Source organism: Micromonospora sp. NPDC023869, assembly GCF_055559695.1.
The window spans coordinates 180,272-194,681 of sequence record NZ_JBVHKD010000002.1 but is presented as its reverse complement, the minus strand read 5'-3'; the positions used below and the strand labels follow the sequence as shown (position 1 = coordinate 194,681).

Annotated in this window: 17 protein-coding genes; 8 read left to right on the top strand and 9 right to left on the bottom strand. The window is 70.8% G+C overall.

Going from position 1 to position 14,410, the window contains the following annotated elements; translation table 11 throughout:
- The first annotated feature begins 82 nt into the window (after nt 1–82).
- On the top strand, nt 83–367 hold the full coding sequence (locus ACZ31C_RS06595) for a F0F1 ATP synthase subunit epsilon (RefSeq protein ID WP_465794494.1): 285 nt from the start codon (nt 83–85) through the stop codon (nt 365–367).
- Nucleotides 368–379: 12 nt separating this feature from the next.
- Nucleotides 380–838 (top strand): DUF2550 domain-containing protein, encoded by a 459-nt coding sequence (locus tag ACZ31C_RS06590; protein ID WP_350692419.1) that lies wholly within the window; start codon nt 380–382, stop codon nt 836–838.
- A gap of 189 nt (nt 839–1,027) precedes the next feature.
- On the opposite strand, the gene ACZ31C_RS06585 is transcribed toward ACZ31C_RS06590, so the two are convergent.
- Together ACZ31C_RS06585 and ACZ31C_RS06580 are read right to left on the bottom strand one after the other, a co-directional pair.
- Nucleotides 1,028–1,456, bottom strand: a complete 429-nt coding sequence (locus tag ACZ31C_RS06585; RefSeq protein ID WP_465794493.1) for a VOC family protein — start codon at nt 1,454–1,456, stop codon at nt 1,028–1,030.
- Complete coding sequence (locus tag ACZ31C_RS06580) at nt 1,432–2,004, bottom strand: cob(I)yrinic acid a,c-diamide adenosyltransferase (RefSeq protein WP_465794492.1); 573 nt, start codon at nt 2,002–2,004, stop codon at nt 1,432–1,434. Before ACZ31C_RS06580 ends, ACZ31C_RS06585 begins: the two co-directional genes overlap by 25 nt.
- Between ACZ31C_RS06580 and murA the strand changes: the two genes are divergently transcribed.
- Together murA and ACZ31C_RS06570 are read left to right on the top strand one after the other, a co-directional pair.
- On the top strand, nt 2,003–3,445 hold the full coding sequence (gene murA, locus ACZ31C_RS06575) for a UDP-N-acetylglucosamine 1-carboxyvinyltransferase (RefSeq protein WP_465794491.1): 1,443 nt from the start codon (nt 2,003–2,005) through the stop codon (nt 3,443–3,445). The two genes, ACZ31C_RS06580 and murA, sit on opposite strands and share 2 nt — an antisense overlap.
- 86 nt (nt 3,446–3,531) lie before the next feature.
- Nucleotides 3,532–4,380: a 3-hydroxyacyl-CoA dehydrogenase family protein gene (locus ACZ31C_RS06570; RefSeq protein WP_465794490.1), complete on the top strand. Its 849-nt coding sequence runs from the start codon at nt 3,532–3,534 to the stop codon at nt 4,378–4,380.
- 145 nt (nt 4,381–4,525) lie between these two features.
- On the opposite strand, the gene ACZ31C_RS06565 is transcribed toward ACZ31C_RS06570, so the two are convergent.
- The 5 genes from ACZ31C_RS06565 to ACZ31C_RS06545 form a co-directional block, all read right to left on the bottom strand.
- Nucleotides 4,526–5,371 carry an ABC transporter permease gene (locus ACZ31C_RS06565; protein WP_465794489.1) on the bottom strand — a complete coding sequence of 282 codons (846 nt, stop codon included), beginning with the start codon at nt 5,369–5,371 and terminating at the stop codon, nt 4,526–4,528.
- Nucleotides 5,371–6,267, bottom strand: a complete 897-nt coding sequence (locus ACZ31C_RS06560) for an ABC transporter ATP-binding protein (protein ID WP_465794488.1) — start codon at nt 6,265–6,267, stop codon at nt 5,371–5,373. The genes ACZ31C_RS06565 and ACZ31C_RS06560 overlap by 1 nt, the downstream gene beginning before the upstream one ends.
- A 160-nt stretch (nt 6,268–6,427) precedes the next feature.
- The gene (locus ACZ31C_RS06555) at nt 6,428–6,727 is read right to left on the bottom strand and encodes a DUF1540 domain-containing protein (RefSeq protein ID WP_465794487.1); all 300 of its coding nucleotides are present in this window, start codon (nt 6,725–6,727) and stop codon (nt 6,428–6,430) included.
- Nucleotides 6,728–6,801: 74 nt separating this feature from the next.
- A complete protein-coding gene (locus ACZ31C_RS06550) occupies nt 6,802–7,245 on the bottom strand; it encodes an Rv0361 family membrane protein (protein ID WP_465794486.1) in 444 nt (147 codons plus the stop codon).
- A 52-nt stretch (nt 7,246–7,297) separates the two neighbouring features.
- Nucleotides 7,298–7,918, bottom strand: a complete 621-nt coding sequence (locus tag ACZ31C_RS06545) for a DUF4126 domain-containing protein (protein ID WP_350693139.1) — start codon at nt 7,916–7,918, stop codon at nt 7,298–7,300.
- Nucleotides 7,919–7,989: 71 nt separating this feature from the next.
- Here ACZ31C_RS06545 and nucS point away from each other — a divergent pair, with 71 nt between their 5' ends.
- A complete protein-coding gene (gene nucS, locus ACZ31C_RS06540; protein WP_465794485.1) occupies nt 7,990–8,649 on the top strand; it encodes an endonuclease NucS in 660 nt (219 codons plus the stop codon).
- A gap of 51 nt (nt 8,650–8,700) precedes the next feature.
- Here the strand turns inward: nucS and ACZ31C_RS06535 are convergent, their stop codons facing one another.
- Complete coding sequence (locus ACZ31C_RS06535) at nt 8,701–9,378, bottom strand: class I SAM-dependent methyltransferase (RefSeq protein ID WP_350692402.1); 678 nt, start codon at nt 9,376–9,378, stop codon at nt 8,701–8,703.
- A 102-nt stretch (nt 9,379–9,480) separates the two neighbouring features.
- Entirely contained in the window at nt 9,481–10,977 is a 1,497-nt protein-coding gene (locus ACZ31C_RS06530; protein ID WP_465794484.1) for an aldehyde dehydrogenase family protein, read from the bottom strand.
- A gap of 273 nt (nt 10,978–11,250) precedes the next feature.
- Between ACZ31C_RS06530 and ACZ31C_RS06525 the strand changes: the two genes are divergently transcribed.
- The 3 genes from ACZ31C_RS06525 to ACZ31C_RS06515 all read left to right on the top strand — a co-directional run bounded on the left by ACZ31C_RS06525 (nt 11,251) and on the right by ACZ31C_RS06515 (nt 14,314).
- Nucleotides 11,251–11,655, top strand: a complete 405-nt coding sequence (locus ACZ31C_RS06525) for an FHA domain-containing protein (protein ID WP_449948635.1) — start codon at nt 11,251–11,253, stop codon at nt 11,653–11,655.
- A 167-nt stretch (nt 11,656–11,822) separates the two neighbouring features.
- Nucleotides 11,823–13,589 carry a 3-hydroxyacyl-CoA dehydrogenase family protein gene (locus ACZ31C_RS06520; protein WP_465794483.1) on the top strand — a complete coding sequence of 589 codons (1,767 nt, stop codon included), beginning with the start codon at nt 11,823–11,825 and terminating at the stop codon, nt 13,587–13,589.
- Nucleotides 13,590–13,987: 398 nt separating this feature from the next.
- Nucleotides 13,988–14,314, top strand: a complete 327-nt coding sequence (locus ACZ31C_RS06515; protein WP_396744684.1) for a hypothetical protein — start codon at nt 13,988–13,990, stop codon at nt 14,312–14,314.
- The last annotated feature ends 96 nt before the right edge of the window (nt 14,315–14,410 follow it).

The following is a 14,410-nucleotide window of genomic DNA, read 5'->3' as shown; positions in this document are numbered from 1 at the left end:
GTGGCTCCCGGCACCCGCATGAAGCACAGGTCAGGGCCGCGACTAGACTTTCCCCAATCCGCCGCCTCAGCAAGGAGACAGCGTGGCACAGCACCTTAAGGTCCAGCTCGTGGCCGTCGAGGAGAAGGTCTGGTCGGGCGAGGCCGAGATGGTCATGGCCCGCACCACCGAGGGTGAGCTGGGTGTGCTGCCGGGGCACGCGCCCCTGCTCGGCCAGCTCGCCGACTCCGGCCAGGTGCGCATCAAGCTGCCCGGCGGCGAGCAGGTCGCTTACGAGGTGGCCGGTGGCTTCCTCTCGGTGAACGAGCGGGGCGTGACCGTACTCGCCGAGACCGCGACCCCGGCCTCCGCCTCCCAGGGCAACTGAGCCGACCCGCCGATGGAGATCGTCGAAGGGATCGGAATCGGCGTCGCCGTGATCCTCGGCGCGATCCTGGTCCTCTTCGTCCGGCGGGCGCTGGTGACCCGCAGCGGCGGGATCATCCGACTCAGCGTCCGGACCTCCACCATGCTCGACGGCCGAGGCTGGGCACCCGGCTTCGGCCGCTTCGCCGGTGACGAGCTCCGCTGGTACCGGCTGGTGAGTTTCGCCGTACGCCCCAAGCGGGTGCTGTCCCGCGAGGGCCTGACCGTGGAACGACGACGGCTGCCCGAGGGGCAGGAACGAATGTCCATGCCGTCGGACTGGATCATTCTCCGGTGTAACTGCGGACATGCTCCGGTCGAGATCGCCATGGCGCGATCCACCGTCACCGGATTCCTCTCCTGGCTCGAAGCCGCCCCCCCGGGGGCGGCTTCGCCGCGTCTGGCGTCTTCTCAGGATTGGCCTGCTGCCTGAATCTGGGGGTTCCGGGGGCTGGGGTGGGGTTTCCGGGGGAGCTCACCCGCTCCGGGCGGTCAGGCTTGATCCCTGCGCGGGTGAGCTCCCCCGGAAACCTGACGTTCAGCAGGCCGGAGCGTGGGTTTCGGCTTCGGTGTGCTGCCCAGCGGTGGGTTCTCGGCCAGATGCCCGTGGCTCTCGTGGCCGCTATGCGCGGTCTGGGGGGCTTGCGACTAGTTCTACCTCGTAGCCCTGGCCGTCGGTCAGGTAGGCGGCGTACGTGTCGGGGCCGCTGGCGTGCGGGTGGCGGTCGGGGAACAGCAGCGTCCAGCCGTACTCGGGGGCCGTGGCGACCAGGCGGTCGACGGCGGCCGGTGAGCCGGCGTGGAAGGCCAGGTGGTTCAGGCCGGGCGCGAGACGGTCGTGCCGCCGCCCGGAGAGCGCGGGGGACTCCTCCAGCACCAGGTACGTCGGGCCGAGCCGCCAGGACCGACCGGCCGGCCACTCCTGGAAAGGGGTCCAACCCAACTGGCCGAGGAGCCAGCCCCAACTGCGCATCGAGACGCCCAGGTCGGGTACCCAGACCTCCACGTGGTGCAGTGCTCCGAGCGTCAACGACCTCCGCCCGGAACCCATAGCACGTCTCCGTCCGGATTTGCCGTTCTTGCCAGAATAAAGAGTAGATCCGACAACCGGTTGAGATACTTTGCCGGGAGGTGGCTGGTCCGGTCGGGGTCGTGTGCGACGAGGGCCCATGCCGACCGCTCGGCGCGCCGGGCGACGGTCCGCGCCGCGTGCAGCAGCGCCGCACCCGCGGTGCCGCCGGGGAGGATGAAGGAGTCGAGCTTGCTCAGGCGCGCGTTGTACTCGTCGCACCAGCCTTCGAGGCGCTCGACGTACTCCTCGGTCACCCGCAGCGGCGGGTACTTCGGATCCGGCTCGACCGGGGTGGAGAGGTCCGCCCCCACGTCGAACATGTCGTTCTGGATCGGCCCCAGCACCGCTCGCAACCCGTCGTCGAGCCCGCCCAGGGCGAGCGCCATGCCGATGGTGGCGTTGCACTCGTCCACGTCGGCGTACGCGGCGATCCGTGGATCGTTCTTCGGCACCTGCTCGTTGTTGCTCAGCCTGGTCATGCCGGCGTCGCCGGCCTTGGTGTAGATGCGCGTGAGGTGGACGGCCATGACGCACAGCCTACGGATACCGGACCTGACGATCCCGACCCGGCCGACGGCCGGTACGGGCTGGTCCAGCGGGGTCGGCCCGGGTGACGCGGGTGACGCGGCGGTCGCCGACGTCGACGTCATCCGGGTACGCGGCGGCGCCCGGCTCGCCGGCACCGTGCACGTGGTCGGCGCGAAGAACTCCGCATTGAAGCTGATGGCCGCGGCGCTGCTGGCGCCGGGCCGGACGGTGATCACCAACGTGCCCCGGATCACCGACATCGCCATCATGGGCGAGGTGCTGCGCCGACTCGGCTGCGGCGTCCGCTTCGACGCCGACGAGCCGGTGGATCCGATGGTCGCCGTCGGCGGGGTGCCCCGGTCCCGCTCGGTCACCATCGACGTGCCGGAACAGCCCGGCGTCGAGGCCGACTACGACCTGGTCCGTCGGCTGCGGGCCTCGATCTGCGTACTCGGGCCGCTGCTGGCCCGGCGCGGCTACGTCCGGGTGGCCCACCCGGGCGGCGACGCGATCGGCTCGCGCGGTCTGGACATGCACATCTCCGGGCTGACCCGGATGGGTGCCGACATCTCCGGCGAACACGGTTTCGTGATCGCCTCCGCGCCGGACGGTCTGCGGGGCGCGGAGATCACGCTGGACTTCCCGAGCGTCGGGGCGACCGAGAACCTGGTCATGGCGGCGGTGCTGGCCGAGGGCACCACCGTCATCGAGAACGCCGCCCGCGAGCCGGAGATCGTGGACATCTGCACCATGCTCCAGCGGATGGGCGCGCTGATCGAGGGGGAGGGGACCTCCACGATCACCATCGTCGGCGTACCCCGGTTGCAGCCGGTCCGGCACGCCACGGTGGGCGACCGGATCGTCGCTGGGACCTGGGCCTTCGGTGCGGCGATGACCCGTGGCGACGTGACCGTGACCGGTCTCGACCCGGCCTTCCTGGAGGTCGCGCTGGACAAGGTGGTCGCTGCCGGCGGCCTGGTGGAGACGCGGCCGGACGCCTTCCGGGTACGCATGGACGACCGTCCCCGGGCGGTGGACGTGGTGACGCTGCCCTACCCGGGCTTCGCCACCGACCTGCTGCCGATGGCGATCGGGCTCGCCGCGCTCGGCGACGGCGCGTCCCTGATCACCGAGAACATCTTCGACGGCCGGTTCATGTTCGCCAACGAGATGATGCGGCTGGGCGCGGACATCAAGACCGACGGGCACCACGCCGTGGTGCGCGGACGCGAGCAGCTCTCCGGCGCACCGGTACGCGCCACCGACATCCGGGCCGGCGCCGGACTGATCATCGCCGGGCTCTGCGCCGACGGGGTGACCGAGGTGTCGCACGTGCACCACGTAGACCGGGGATACCCCGACTTCGTGGCCGACCTGCGGGCGCTCGGCATCGAGGTGGAGCGCGCCACCGCGCCGGAGGAACCCGAACTGACCATCTGAGCAGCGGCTCTCCCTCCTTAGCCGTCGTTCAGGCTCGCCGACTAGGGTGCAGGCAGACACTCGAAATCGCAGCGAGGGAGTATCAGATGGCGGGTCGACTCGCGGTCGTGGGCGCCGGGCTGATGGGCTCGGGCATCGCACAGGTGGCGGCACAGGCAGGCTGGCAGGTGGTGCTGCGGGACCTGGACGACGCGGCCACCCGGCGCGGTCTGGACGGCATCCGTACGTCGCTGGGCAAGTTCGCGGAGAAGGGCAAGATCTCCACCGACGACGCCGAGGCGGCGCTGGGGCGGATCACGGCCACCACCGACCTGGAGGCGACGGCCGACGCGGACATCGTGGTCGAGGCCGTCTTCGAGCGGCTGGAGATCAAGCACGAGGTGTTCCGCGCGCTGGACAAGATCTGCAAGTCCGACGCGGTGCTGGCCACCAACACCTCGGCCATCCCGGTCACCCAGATCGCGGCGGTCACCGAGCGGCCCGAGGCGGTCGTCGGCACCCACTTCTTCTCGCCGGTGCCGATGATGAAGCTCTGCGAGCTGATCCGGGGCTACAAGACCACCGACGCCACGCTCGACACGGCGAAGTCGTTCGCCGAGGAGATCGGCAAGACCGTGGTCGTGGTCAACCGGGACATCGCCGGCTTCGTCACCACCCGGCTGATCACCGCCCTGGCGATGGAGGCGGTCCGGCTGGTCGAGACCGGCGTGATCTCCGCCGAGGACCTGGACACCGCCTGCAAGCTCGGTTTCGGGCACGCCATGGGTCCGCTCGCCACCGTCGACCTGACCGGCGTCGACGTGCTGCTCAACGCCACCCGCAACATCTACACCGACACCGGTGACGAGAAGTTCTTCCCGCCGGAGCTGCTCCAGCGCATGGCCACCGCCGGCGACCTGGGTCGCAAGACCGGGCAGGGCTTCTACTCGTACTGACCGGTTGAAAGGAGGGGTCCCCTGCTAACGCCTCGTGCATAGCAGGGGACCCCTTTTAACGGCGTCGCCCGTCGAGTGGTGTCCGGCTGTTAGCAGGGGACCCCTGCTCTACCGCAGGCGTTAACAAGGTGCCCTTCCTTGCACCTCAGCCGTCGCGGCGGGTGGTCCAGCGGAAGGTGGTCAGGCAGAGCACCAGGCCGATCACGCACCAGGCACCCAGCACCAGCGCGACCCGGGTCAGCTCGAACGAGCCGCCCGGCTCGTTGGCGCCGAAGCTCTCCGGCAGGAAGACCGCCCGCAGCCCCTGGCACATCCACTTGAGCGGGAAGATGGCCGCCACCTGCTGCATCCAGCTCGGCAGGTTGGTGAAGACGAAGAACACCCCGGAGATGAACTGGAGCACCAGGGCGACCGGGGTGACCACGGCCGAGCCGCTGCGCGCCGTACGGGCCAGGGACGAGATCGCGATGCCGCAGAGGGTGCAGGCGGTGATGCCGAGCGCACTGACCCAGCCGAAGGTGACCCAGGCCGTCGCGGTGCTCGGCAGGTTCAGGTCGAACAGCAGCACCGAGACCGTGAGCAGCAGGGCGGTCATCACCGCGCCGGTGACCAGCACCATGATCACCTTGCCGGCGAACCAGACCCACTTCGGCATCGGCGTGCCCCGGTAGCGCTTGAGCACGCCCCGGTCCCGCTCGATCGGGATCCAGATGCCGAGGTTCTGGAAGCTGACCGTCATCAGGCCGGTGGCGATCATGCCGGTGATGAAGTACTGCGTGTAGCTGACGCCCTCGCCGAGGTCGCCGTCGAAGATCGACGCGAAGATCAGCACCATGATGATCGGGAAGCCCAGCGTGAAGACGACGGACTCCCGGCTGCGCAGGAACTGCCGGATCTCCATGCGGCCCTGGCGCAGGGCGAGCGTGGAGGGACCGAGGCGGCGGGCGGCGGGGGCGGCGACCGGGGCGTCCGGTCGGGTGGTGGTGGTCATCAGTGTCCGATCATCCGCAGGTAGATGTCCTCCAGCGTGGGCCGGGTGACGGTCAGGCCGGGCACCTCGCCACCGAACCGCGCGGCCAGCTCGGTCACCAGCGCCGTCGGCGTCGCGCTCTGCGCGCTCTCCGACGTGCCCTCGGGCGTACGCCAGGAGACCGTGGCCAGCGCCTCCTGCCGGTTGCCCAGCTCGGCGGGGACGGCGACCTCGACCAGCCGGCCACCGGCGATGACGCCCACCCGGTCGGCGAGCGCCTCGGCCTCGTCCAGGTAGTGCGTGGTGAGCACGATGGTGGTGCCGGCCGCGGAGAGGTCCCGGATCAGCTCCCAGAACTCGCGGCGGGCCTCCGGGTCGAAACCGGTGGTCGGTTCGTCGAGGAAGAGCAGTTCGGGGCGGCCGATGATGCCCAGCGCCACGTCCAGGCGGCGCTTCTGCCCGCCGGAGAGGGTGTGCGTACGGGCGGTGGCCTTGGCGGTGAGTCCGACTCGGGCGATCACCTTGTCCGGGTCGTCGCCGTCGGGATAGAAGCCGGCGAAGTGGTGCACCACCTCGGCCACGGTCAGCTCGTCGAACTCGCCGGTGCCCTGGAGCACGATGCCGACCCGACCACGCCAGTCGCGCACCGAGCGGCCTGAACGGCCCGGTGTGCGGGAACCGCCCGACCGGGCGCCGTGGGCGAAGGAGGGGTCGGTGTCCAGTACGCGGACCTCACCGGCGTCGCGCTGCCGGTAGCCCTCCAGGATCTCCACCGTGGTGGTCTTGCCCGCGCCGTTCGGGCCCAGGAGGGCGAACACCTCGCCCCGGTGGACGTCGAGGTCCAGATCGGCCACGGCGACGTTGTCGCCGTACGCCTTGCGCAGGCCCCGGACGTGGATCGCGACGTCGTCACTCATGCCGTCAAGTGTGCGGCCCGCCCGGGTCCCTCGTCCGCACCGGGGGTGGTGGTTCCTCCCCGTCACGGGCCTGTCGGACCCGGGCGTCACCGTCGTCGTGCTGTGCGGTTCTGCACAATCCCGGGTCCGTCCGCCCGGCGGACGCCGCCCGGGCGGTGGATCAGCGGTGGCTGTACGTCATGCAGTCGGCCATGTCGGCGTCCGGGCCGACCCTGATCGACGGGGCCTGGCACTCCAGTTGTTCGTTGTGGCGACAGTCGGCCCGCTGGCACGCGCCCACCTGGGCCACCTGGCCGTCGATTCCGGCGCGTACGGCCGGCATCTCGATGAAGGTGTGGCAGTGCGCGTGGTCCATGCTGCCGATCGTGATGGCGAAGGCGTTGCAGTCGCCGGTGTGGTTGTACGCACAGGCGGACACCACACACTCCTGGACCCGGGGCATCTCCATCGCTGCGGTCATGACCCAACCTCCTCCGTTGAATTTGCCCTAATTTTAGGCTTTCGGAGGTTTCGTCAGGACCGGTTCACCGGTAGTCAGGGGCAGATGCGCCACTCGCCGTCCTCGCGGAGCAGGCTGATCGACTCGTTCGTCTCGCCGTTGGCCGTCTCCAGGCGTACCGAGGCGGTGCCGGTGGTCCGGCCGTTGTTCGTGGAGACCCGCATCCCGGTGATGTCGTACTCCACCAGTTTCGGCATCGCCTGCCGTTGCAGGGCGAACTCGTCCGCCGTGACCTGGTCGCGTTGCCGCTGGCAGAGAAGGTCGTAGGCGCGCTGGTGTTCGCCGTCCCGGAGGGCGTCCAGGTACTCGCCGGTGGTGCTGCGGGCCGGGCCGACCGCGTCCTGCACGGTCTGGTAGAGGAACCAGCCGCCGGCCGCGCCACCCAGGCAGCAGAGGGCGACGACCACCCCCACCACGACGAGCACGATCCGCAGCGGGCGGTTGTTGCGGGGCGGGACCGGAGTCGGGTGGTACGTCATGCAGGGCAGCGTAGATCCACTACGCAACCGGTCGACCCTGCGTACCTGAGGATCAGACCCGGAAGCCGGCGTCCCGGGCGGCCTGGCGCTCGCGGCGTCGGTCTGCGCGTCGGCGCAGGAACCACGGCAGATAGAACGCGAACGCGACCAGGAACACCAGCACCAGCACCGGCAGCACGATCGCCACCAGGGACATCACCACGCTGGTCGCGTCCTCGGCGGTGCTCGCCACCGGGGCGCCGAAACCGGCCGTGGTCGCGTTGATGACCGGCCGCGCGGCGGATTTGAGCAGGTGTACGCCGAGCGCGATCAACACACCGACGATGACCGGCAACCACTGGCCGCCGTCGGCGAAGAAGCTGTCCGGGTCGCTGACCGTCACCGTCTCCGAGGCGGAGCCGGCACCGAAGGCCAGCCCACCGGCGGTCGGGCGGACCACCGTCTGCACCACGTCGTTGACGTGGTCCACCACCGGGACCTTGTCCGCGACGACCTCGACGACGAGCAGCACCGCGAGGATGCCCAGCACCCAGTCGTTGCCGAGCCACTGCCAGCCGCCGGGCAGGTCGATGACGCTGGTGAAACGGGCCAGCGTGCCCATCAGCAGCAGCGGGATGTAGGCGTTGAGCCCCGCCGAGGCGGCGAGGCCGGTACCGGTCAGTACTTCGAGCACCATCTCAGCATGGCACCGGCGCGCCAGTGCCGCTCGGCGGCGATGCCCGGGGTCTCCGCTACCCTCGTCGGGTGCGGTTGGTGATTGCGAAATGCTCGGTGGACTATGTCGGACGCCTCTCGGCCCACCTGCCGCCGGCCACCCGGCTGCTGATGGTGAAGGCGGACGGCTCGGTGTCCATCCACGCCGACGACCGGGCCTACAAGCCGTTGAACTGGATGAGCCCGCCCTGTCGGCTGGAGGAGGCGCCCGGGGTGTGGCGGGTGGTCAACAAGGCCGGCGAGGAGCTGCGGATTACCCTGGAGGAGGTCTTCCAGGACACCTCGTACGAACTCGGTGTCGACCCGGGCCTGCGCAAGGACGGGGTGGAGGCGCACCTGCAGGAGTTGCTGGCCGCCAACCCGGAGACGCTGGGCGAGGGGTACACGCTGGTTCGCCGCGAGTACATGACCGCCATCGGGCCGGTCGACCTGCTCTGCCGCGACGCCGAGCAGGGCGCGGTCGCGGTCGAGGTGAAGCGCCGGGGCGAGATCGACGGCGTCGAGCAGCTCACCCGCTACCTCGAACTGCTCAACCGTGATCCGCTGCTCGCCCCGGTGGCCGGCGTCTTCGCCGCGCAGGAGATCAAGCCGCAGGCCCGGGTGCTCGCCCGGGATCGCGGCATCCGGTGCGTGGTCGTCGACTACGACCGGCTGCGCGGCATCGAGCGCGACGAACTGACCCTCTTCTGACGGTCGCCCGGAACTCCCGGGGCCGCCGTCGGTCCTAGGCCGTCCGCGCGGTCAGGTGGTGCGTTGGCGGGGGATCGTGGTCCGGACCGCGATCAGCGACTTGGGCAGGCCGCCGACCCGTTCCACCAGGATGCGGGACTGCGGGAAGTAGTGCCGCATCTGGGACCGGTCCAGCAACTCGGTCCAGAGCACCTGGTGGATGGCCGCGTCGTGGGTGTGGGTGGCCTTGTGCCCGAGCGGCCACCGACGGGCGACCGCGGTGCGCAGACGTACCGGCAGGAACTGCATGCCCGGCGCGATCCAGTGCGGCTCGATCGGGAAGTAGCGGTACGGCGTCTGCACCCAGTGCCGCTCGGCCAGCGTGTGCACCGCCTCGGCGAACCGCAGCCGGCGCTCGTGTCCACCCACGTGTTCCAGCACCGAGTTGGAGAAGACCAGGTCGTAGCGGCGCCCGGTGATGTGGGCCGGCAGGTCGCAGGCGTCGGCCTGGTCGACCTCGGCCCACTCGGGCACGTCGGCGGCGGGTCGCTCCAGATTGACCACGTGTACGCGGGCCGGCCGGACGGCCGCACGGGTCCAGGTGCCGAGGCGTCCACCAAGGTCGATCACGTGCATCTCGGACAGTCGGGGAAACGTCCGGACCAGCCATTCGGCGCGGCGCTGGCGTTGCCGCGCGGCCCATGAGCCGTCCTTGTCCACGAGATGGAATCGCAATCGATGGGGGCGCATCTAACGGAATGTACCGTCGCGGCTACCGAGGCTAAACCTCTGTCCCGTATCGAAGCTGACGATGATCGGCTTTCCGACAGTGGCGGGTTCCGGACCTTGCGCTCACCTGCCGTAGAGCATCTTGACCGCTTTGACGAGACGGGCCACGTCAGCGGGGGTGCGATCGAACGTGGTCGAGGGGAGCAGGGTCCGGCCCCGGCGACGGGTCACCGCCTTGGCCCGCCCGAACTCGCGTAGCCCGTCCTCACCGTGGATGCGGCCGAACCCCGACTCGCCGACCCCGCCGAACGGCAGGGTGGACATGCCGGCGAAGGTGAGCGCCGAGTTGATCGACGCCATGCCGGAGCGCAGTCGGCGAGCGATCGCCACCGCCCGACGCTTCCCGAAGACCGAACCGCCCAGACCATAGGGCAGGGCGTTGGCCCGGGCGAGCGCCTCGTCCGCGTCCCGTACCCGGTTCACGGTCAGCGTCGGGCCGAAGGTCTCCTCGCGTACGGCGGCGGAGTCCTCCGGCACGTCCACCAGCACGGTCGGGTGCGCGTACGGTGGCCGTACCGCGTCCCGGCCGCCCAGGGCGGCACGCCCGCCCCGGGCCAGCGCGTCGTCGATGTGCCGTCGGATGACGTCGAGTTGGCTGGGCATGGTGATCGGGCCGACGTCCGCGTCGTCCGGGCCCACGGTGAGGCGGCCCGCACGCTCGACCACCTTGTCGACGAACGCGTCGAAGACCGGCTCCACCGCGTAGACCCGCTCGATACCGATGCAGGTCTGCCCGGCGTTGGTCATCGCACCCCAGACGGCGGCCTCGGCGGCGGCGTCCAGGTCGGCGTCGGTGTCCACGATCATCGCGTCCTTGCCGCCGGCCTCCAGCAGCACCGGGGTCAGCGACTCGGCGCAGGCGGCCATCACCTTCTTGGCGGTCGCCGTGGAGCCGGTGAAGGCGAGCTTGTCGACCCCGGACCGGCACAGTGCCGCGCCCACGTCGGCGAGGCCGTGCACCGTGCTGAACACCGGCTGCTCGGGCACCACCTCGGCGAACGTGTCGACCAACCACTGGCCGACCACCGGGGTGTACTCGCTCGGCTTGAGGACCACCGCGTTGCCGGCGGCCAGCGCGTACGCGGCGGAGCCGATGGGGGTGAAGACCGGGTAGTTCCACGGCCCGATCACCCCGACCACCCCGTACGGCTGGTACTCCAGGTGGGCCGAGAACTCGGCCAGGATGAGCCGGGAGCGGACCCGACGGGCGCCGAGCACCCGGCGGGCGTTGTTCGCGGCCCAGTCGACGTGCTCGACGGCGGACACGACCTCGACCAGCGCGTCGGCGACCGGCTTGCCGCCCTCGGCGTGGACCAGCTCCGCGAGCGTCTCCATCCGCTGCGCGAGCAGCCGCCGCCAGCGCAGCAGCCGCTCCCGCCGCCCGTCGAAGCCGAGCCCGGCCCACCACAATCCGGCGGCGCGGGCACTCGCGACGGTGCGCTCGACGTCCACGACGGTGGCGACCGGTACGCGGCCCGCCTCGTCACCGGTGGCCGGATTGGTCGAGATCAGGTGGTGGCCCTCGATCATCGGGGTGCCGGGGCGGTGGACAGCCGTCATGGCGGAAGTCTAGACCCGAATATTACTCACAGGTAGGGGAGTGGTGCGGGGCTCAACAGGCTGGGCGGCGGATGGTTGAATCGGACTGAGCAGCAGTTTTCGCCGGGAGGTCGGCGCCCTGTCCACCGAAAGGGCCGAACGGAAGGTGTCCGGCCGGTTACTCGGTGATGACTGGCTGGGTGGTGGAGGTGGCCGCCCGGTGGTGGCAGGCTGACGCGGGGGTGGCCGCGCGGGGTGGAGGTCCGACTGTCCATGGAGGAATATCCGCAACTGATGCCGCTGCTGACAGTGGCCGCCGGACCCATGCGTGGGCTCGGGTTCCGGCTGCGTCGCCAGCCGCAGGTGATCGGCCGCGACCCGGCGGTCGACATCGTCGTGCACGACCCGCACCTGAGTCGTCGGCACGCCGAGATCTGGCTGGCCGGCGAGGGAGTGTCCCTGGTGGACCTCGGCTCGACCAACGGCACCTGGGTGAACGAACGTCGGATCACCGAACTGACCCGACTGAGTGACGGCGACGTGATCCGGATCGGACGTACCGACCTGCGGTTCTTCGACCCGGGCGTGGCCCGCACCGACCCGGTGGGATTCAGCTTCGGGGTGCCGCGCCAGGAGCGGCGACCGACCCTGCCGCTGCCGGCCGCGCCCGCCACGCGCGCCATCACCGGCGGCTCCTGACCCGTGCGCCCGGCCGCTGACCTGAGCCCGAACGCCGACCTGTGCCCGGCGCGGTGACAAACCCCACCGCGTCTGGACAGGCCCACGCCACGTGGCAGACTCGCGCGCATGACCTGAGCGACCGTTAAAGTCCGGTCGCCGGTAACGCGGACAAGGGGAGGCCGGGCGTGGCGCGCGAGTTCACCAGCGTGGGTGTGGTGGGTCTGGGCACCATGGGTGCCGGCATCGTCGAAGTCTTCGCCCGCAGCGGCGTCGACGTGGTGGCCGTCGAGATCACTGACGACGCCCTGGAGCGGGGCCGGACCACGCTGACCGGCTCGACCGACCGGGCCGTGGCCAAGGGCCGGCTCGCCGCCGCCGACCGGGACGCCCTGCTCGGCCGGGTCGCCTTCGCCGTCGGGCTGGACGCCCTGCACGCGGTCGACCTGGTGATCGAGGCGGTGCCCGAGCGCCTCGACCTCAAGCGACGGCTCTTCGCCGACCTGGACCGGATCTGCAAGCCCGAGGCCGTCCTCGCCACCAACACCTCCTCGTTGAGCGTCACCGAGATCGCGGTCGCCACCGGCCGGCCCGAGCAGGTGATCGGCATCCACTTCTTCAACCCGGCGCCGGTGATGAAGCTGGTCGAGGTCGTGCGTACGGTCGTCACCGCCGACGACGTGGTGGCCGACGTGGAGGCGCTCTGCGCGCGACTCGGCAAGGTCGACGTCACCATCGGCGACCGCGCCGGGTTCGTCGCCAACGCGCTGCTCTTCGGCTACCTCAACCACGCCGTCACGATGGTCGAGGCCCGCTACGCGACCCGCGAGGACATCGACGTCGCGATGAAGCTCGGTGCCGGACTGCCGATGGGCCCGCTGGCCCTGATGGACCTGATCGGGCTGGACACGTCATACGAGGTCCTGGACACCATGTACCGCCGGGGCGGCCGGGACCGCCGCCACTCCCCGGCGCCGCTGCTGCGGCAGATGGTGACCGCCGGACTGCTCGGGCGGAAGTCCGGCCGGGGCTTCTACACCTACGAGCGGCCCGGCTCGTCGAAGGTCGTATCCGACGCGCAGACGCCGGCACCGGCGGGGGAGCCACTCACCGACCCGGTCCGCACCGTCGGCGTGGTCGGCTCGGGCGCGTCAGCGCACCGACTCGTCGCGGTCTTCGCCGCCGCCGGATACCAGGTCGTCGCGGTCGGCCGCGAATCCGATGACCTCGCGACGGCCGGCGCAGCGGTGCGGACCGCGCTGGACGAGAACGTGGCCCCCGACCGGCTCGGCGAGGCCGACCGCGACGCCGCCCTCGACCGGATCACCTGGTCGACGGCGTCGACCGAGCTGGCCGACGTCGACCTGGTGGTCGAGGCGGTAGCCGACGACCTCGACGTCAAGAAGGCACTCCTGGCCGAGTTGGCCGCAGTGTGCAAGCCGGGCACCGTGCTGGCCACCACCACCTCCGTGCTGCCGGTGATCGACCTGGCGATGGCGACCGGGCGTCCGGACGACGTGGTGGGCCTGCACTTCGTCCACCCCGGTGCGGCGACCCCAGTGGTGGAGATCGTCCGGACGATCCGAAGCTCGGTGACGGCCGTCGACACGGCGCGGGCAGTCTGCGCCACGCTGGGCAGGACCGGGGTGGTCTGCGACGACCGGGCCGGTTTCATCGTCGACGCGCTGTTGTTCCCGTACCTCAACGACGCGGTGCGGATGCTGGAGGCCGGGTACGCCGGCACCGACGACGTCGACCATGCGATGAAGCTCGGCTGCGGCTACCCGACCGGACCGTTCGCACTGCTCGACGCGATCGGCCTGGACGTCGCGCTGGCGGTCCAGCGGCGGTTGTACGGGGAACTGCGCGATCCCGGCTTCGCCCCGGCCCCGTTGCTGGAGCAACTGGTCACCGCCGGTCACCTCGGCGACCGCACCGGACGCGGCTTCCGCTGACCTTGTGGTGGACCGAGGATAGCCTGCGACCGTAGCGACCGCTTTCTGCTGCTCACGCTGGTCACCTGCCGAGTCGAGTCGGCACGCGGATCGCGGCCAGAAGCGGGCATGCCAACCGCCTTGCTCAGGCCCAGGCTGTCGCCTCCACCGCAAGATCACGCTCGATCCGGGATCGAGTGGTCATCGTCGCGCTCGGATACCACTCGATCCCGGATCGAGCGTCAGCTTCCGATGACGACAACGCCGCCGGCCGACGTGTCGAGGCTCGCCGCAGACCCGCCGGTCCTATCGCCGGTCGCTCCTGTTAACGCCTGCGGTATAGGAAGGGTCCCCTCCTAACAAGCAGCCCCCGCCGGGCGACGAGAAGCACGGTGCCACCCGGCCTTACGCTGGGTGACGTGAGCCCTCGTCGCAACCGTCCCCGCCGTGACGATGACACGCGTCTGGACGCCGACCGTGCCCGGCACGGAGTCGCCTCGGTGCAGCAGTGGCGGGACGGCGATTGGCAGGTACGCGCGATCAGCGGCGGCGGGTCGACCAAGACGTACCGCTGTCCCGGTTGCGACCAGGAGATCCGGCCCGGCGTGGCGCATCTGGTCGCCTGGCCGGCCGACGACCGGGGCGACCTGACCGACCGGCGGCACTGGCACACCGGCTGCTGGCGCGCCCGGGACCGGCGGACACCGGGGATCCAGCGCGGCCGCAGCGCCCCCCGCCACGGCTGAACGCCGCCCCGCCCATCGCGAGGTCGGCCCGACGCCTGCCCACCGGGCGTCCGCCGCTACGGCTGAACGCTGGCCCGCCCGTCGCGGCCCCGCCCA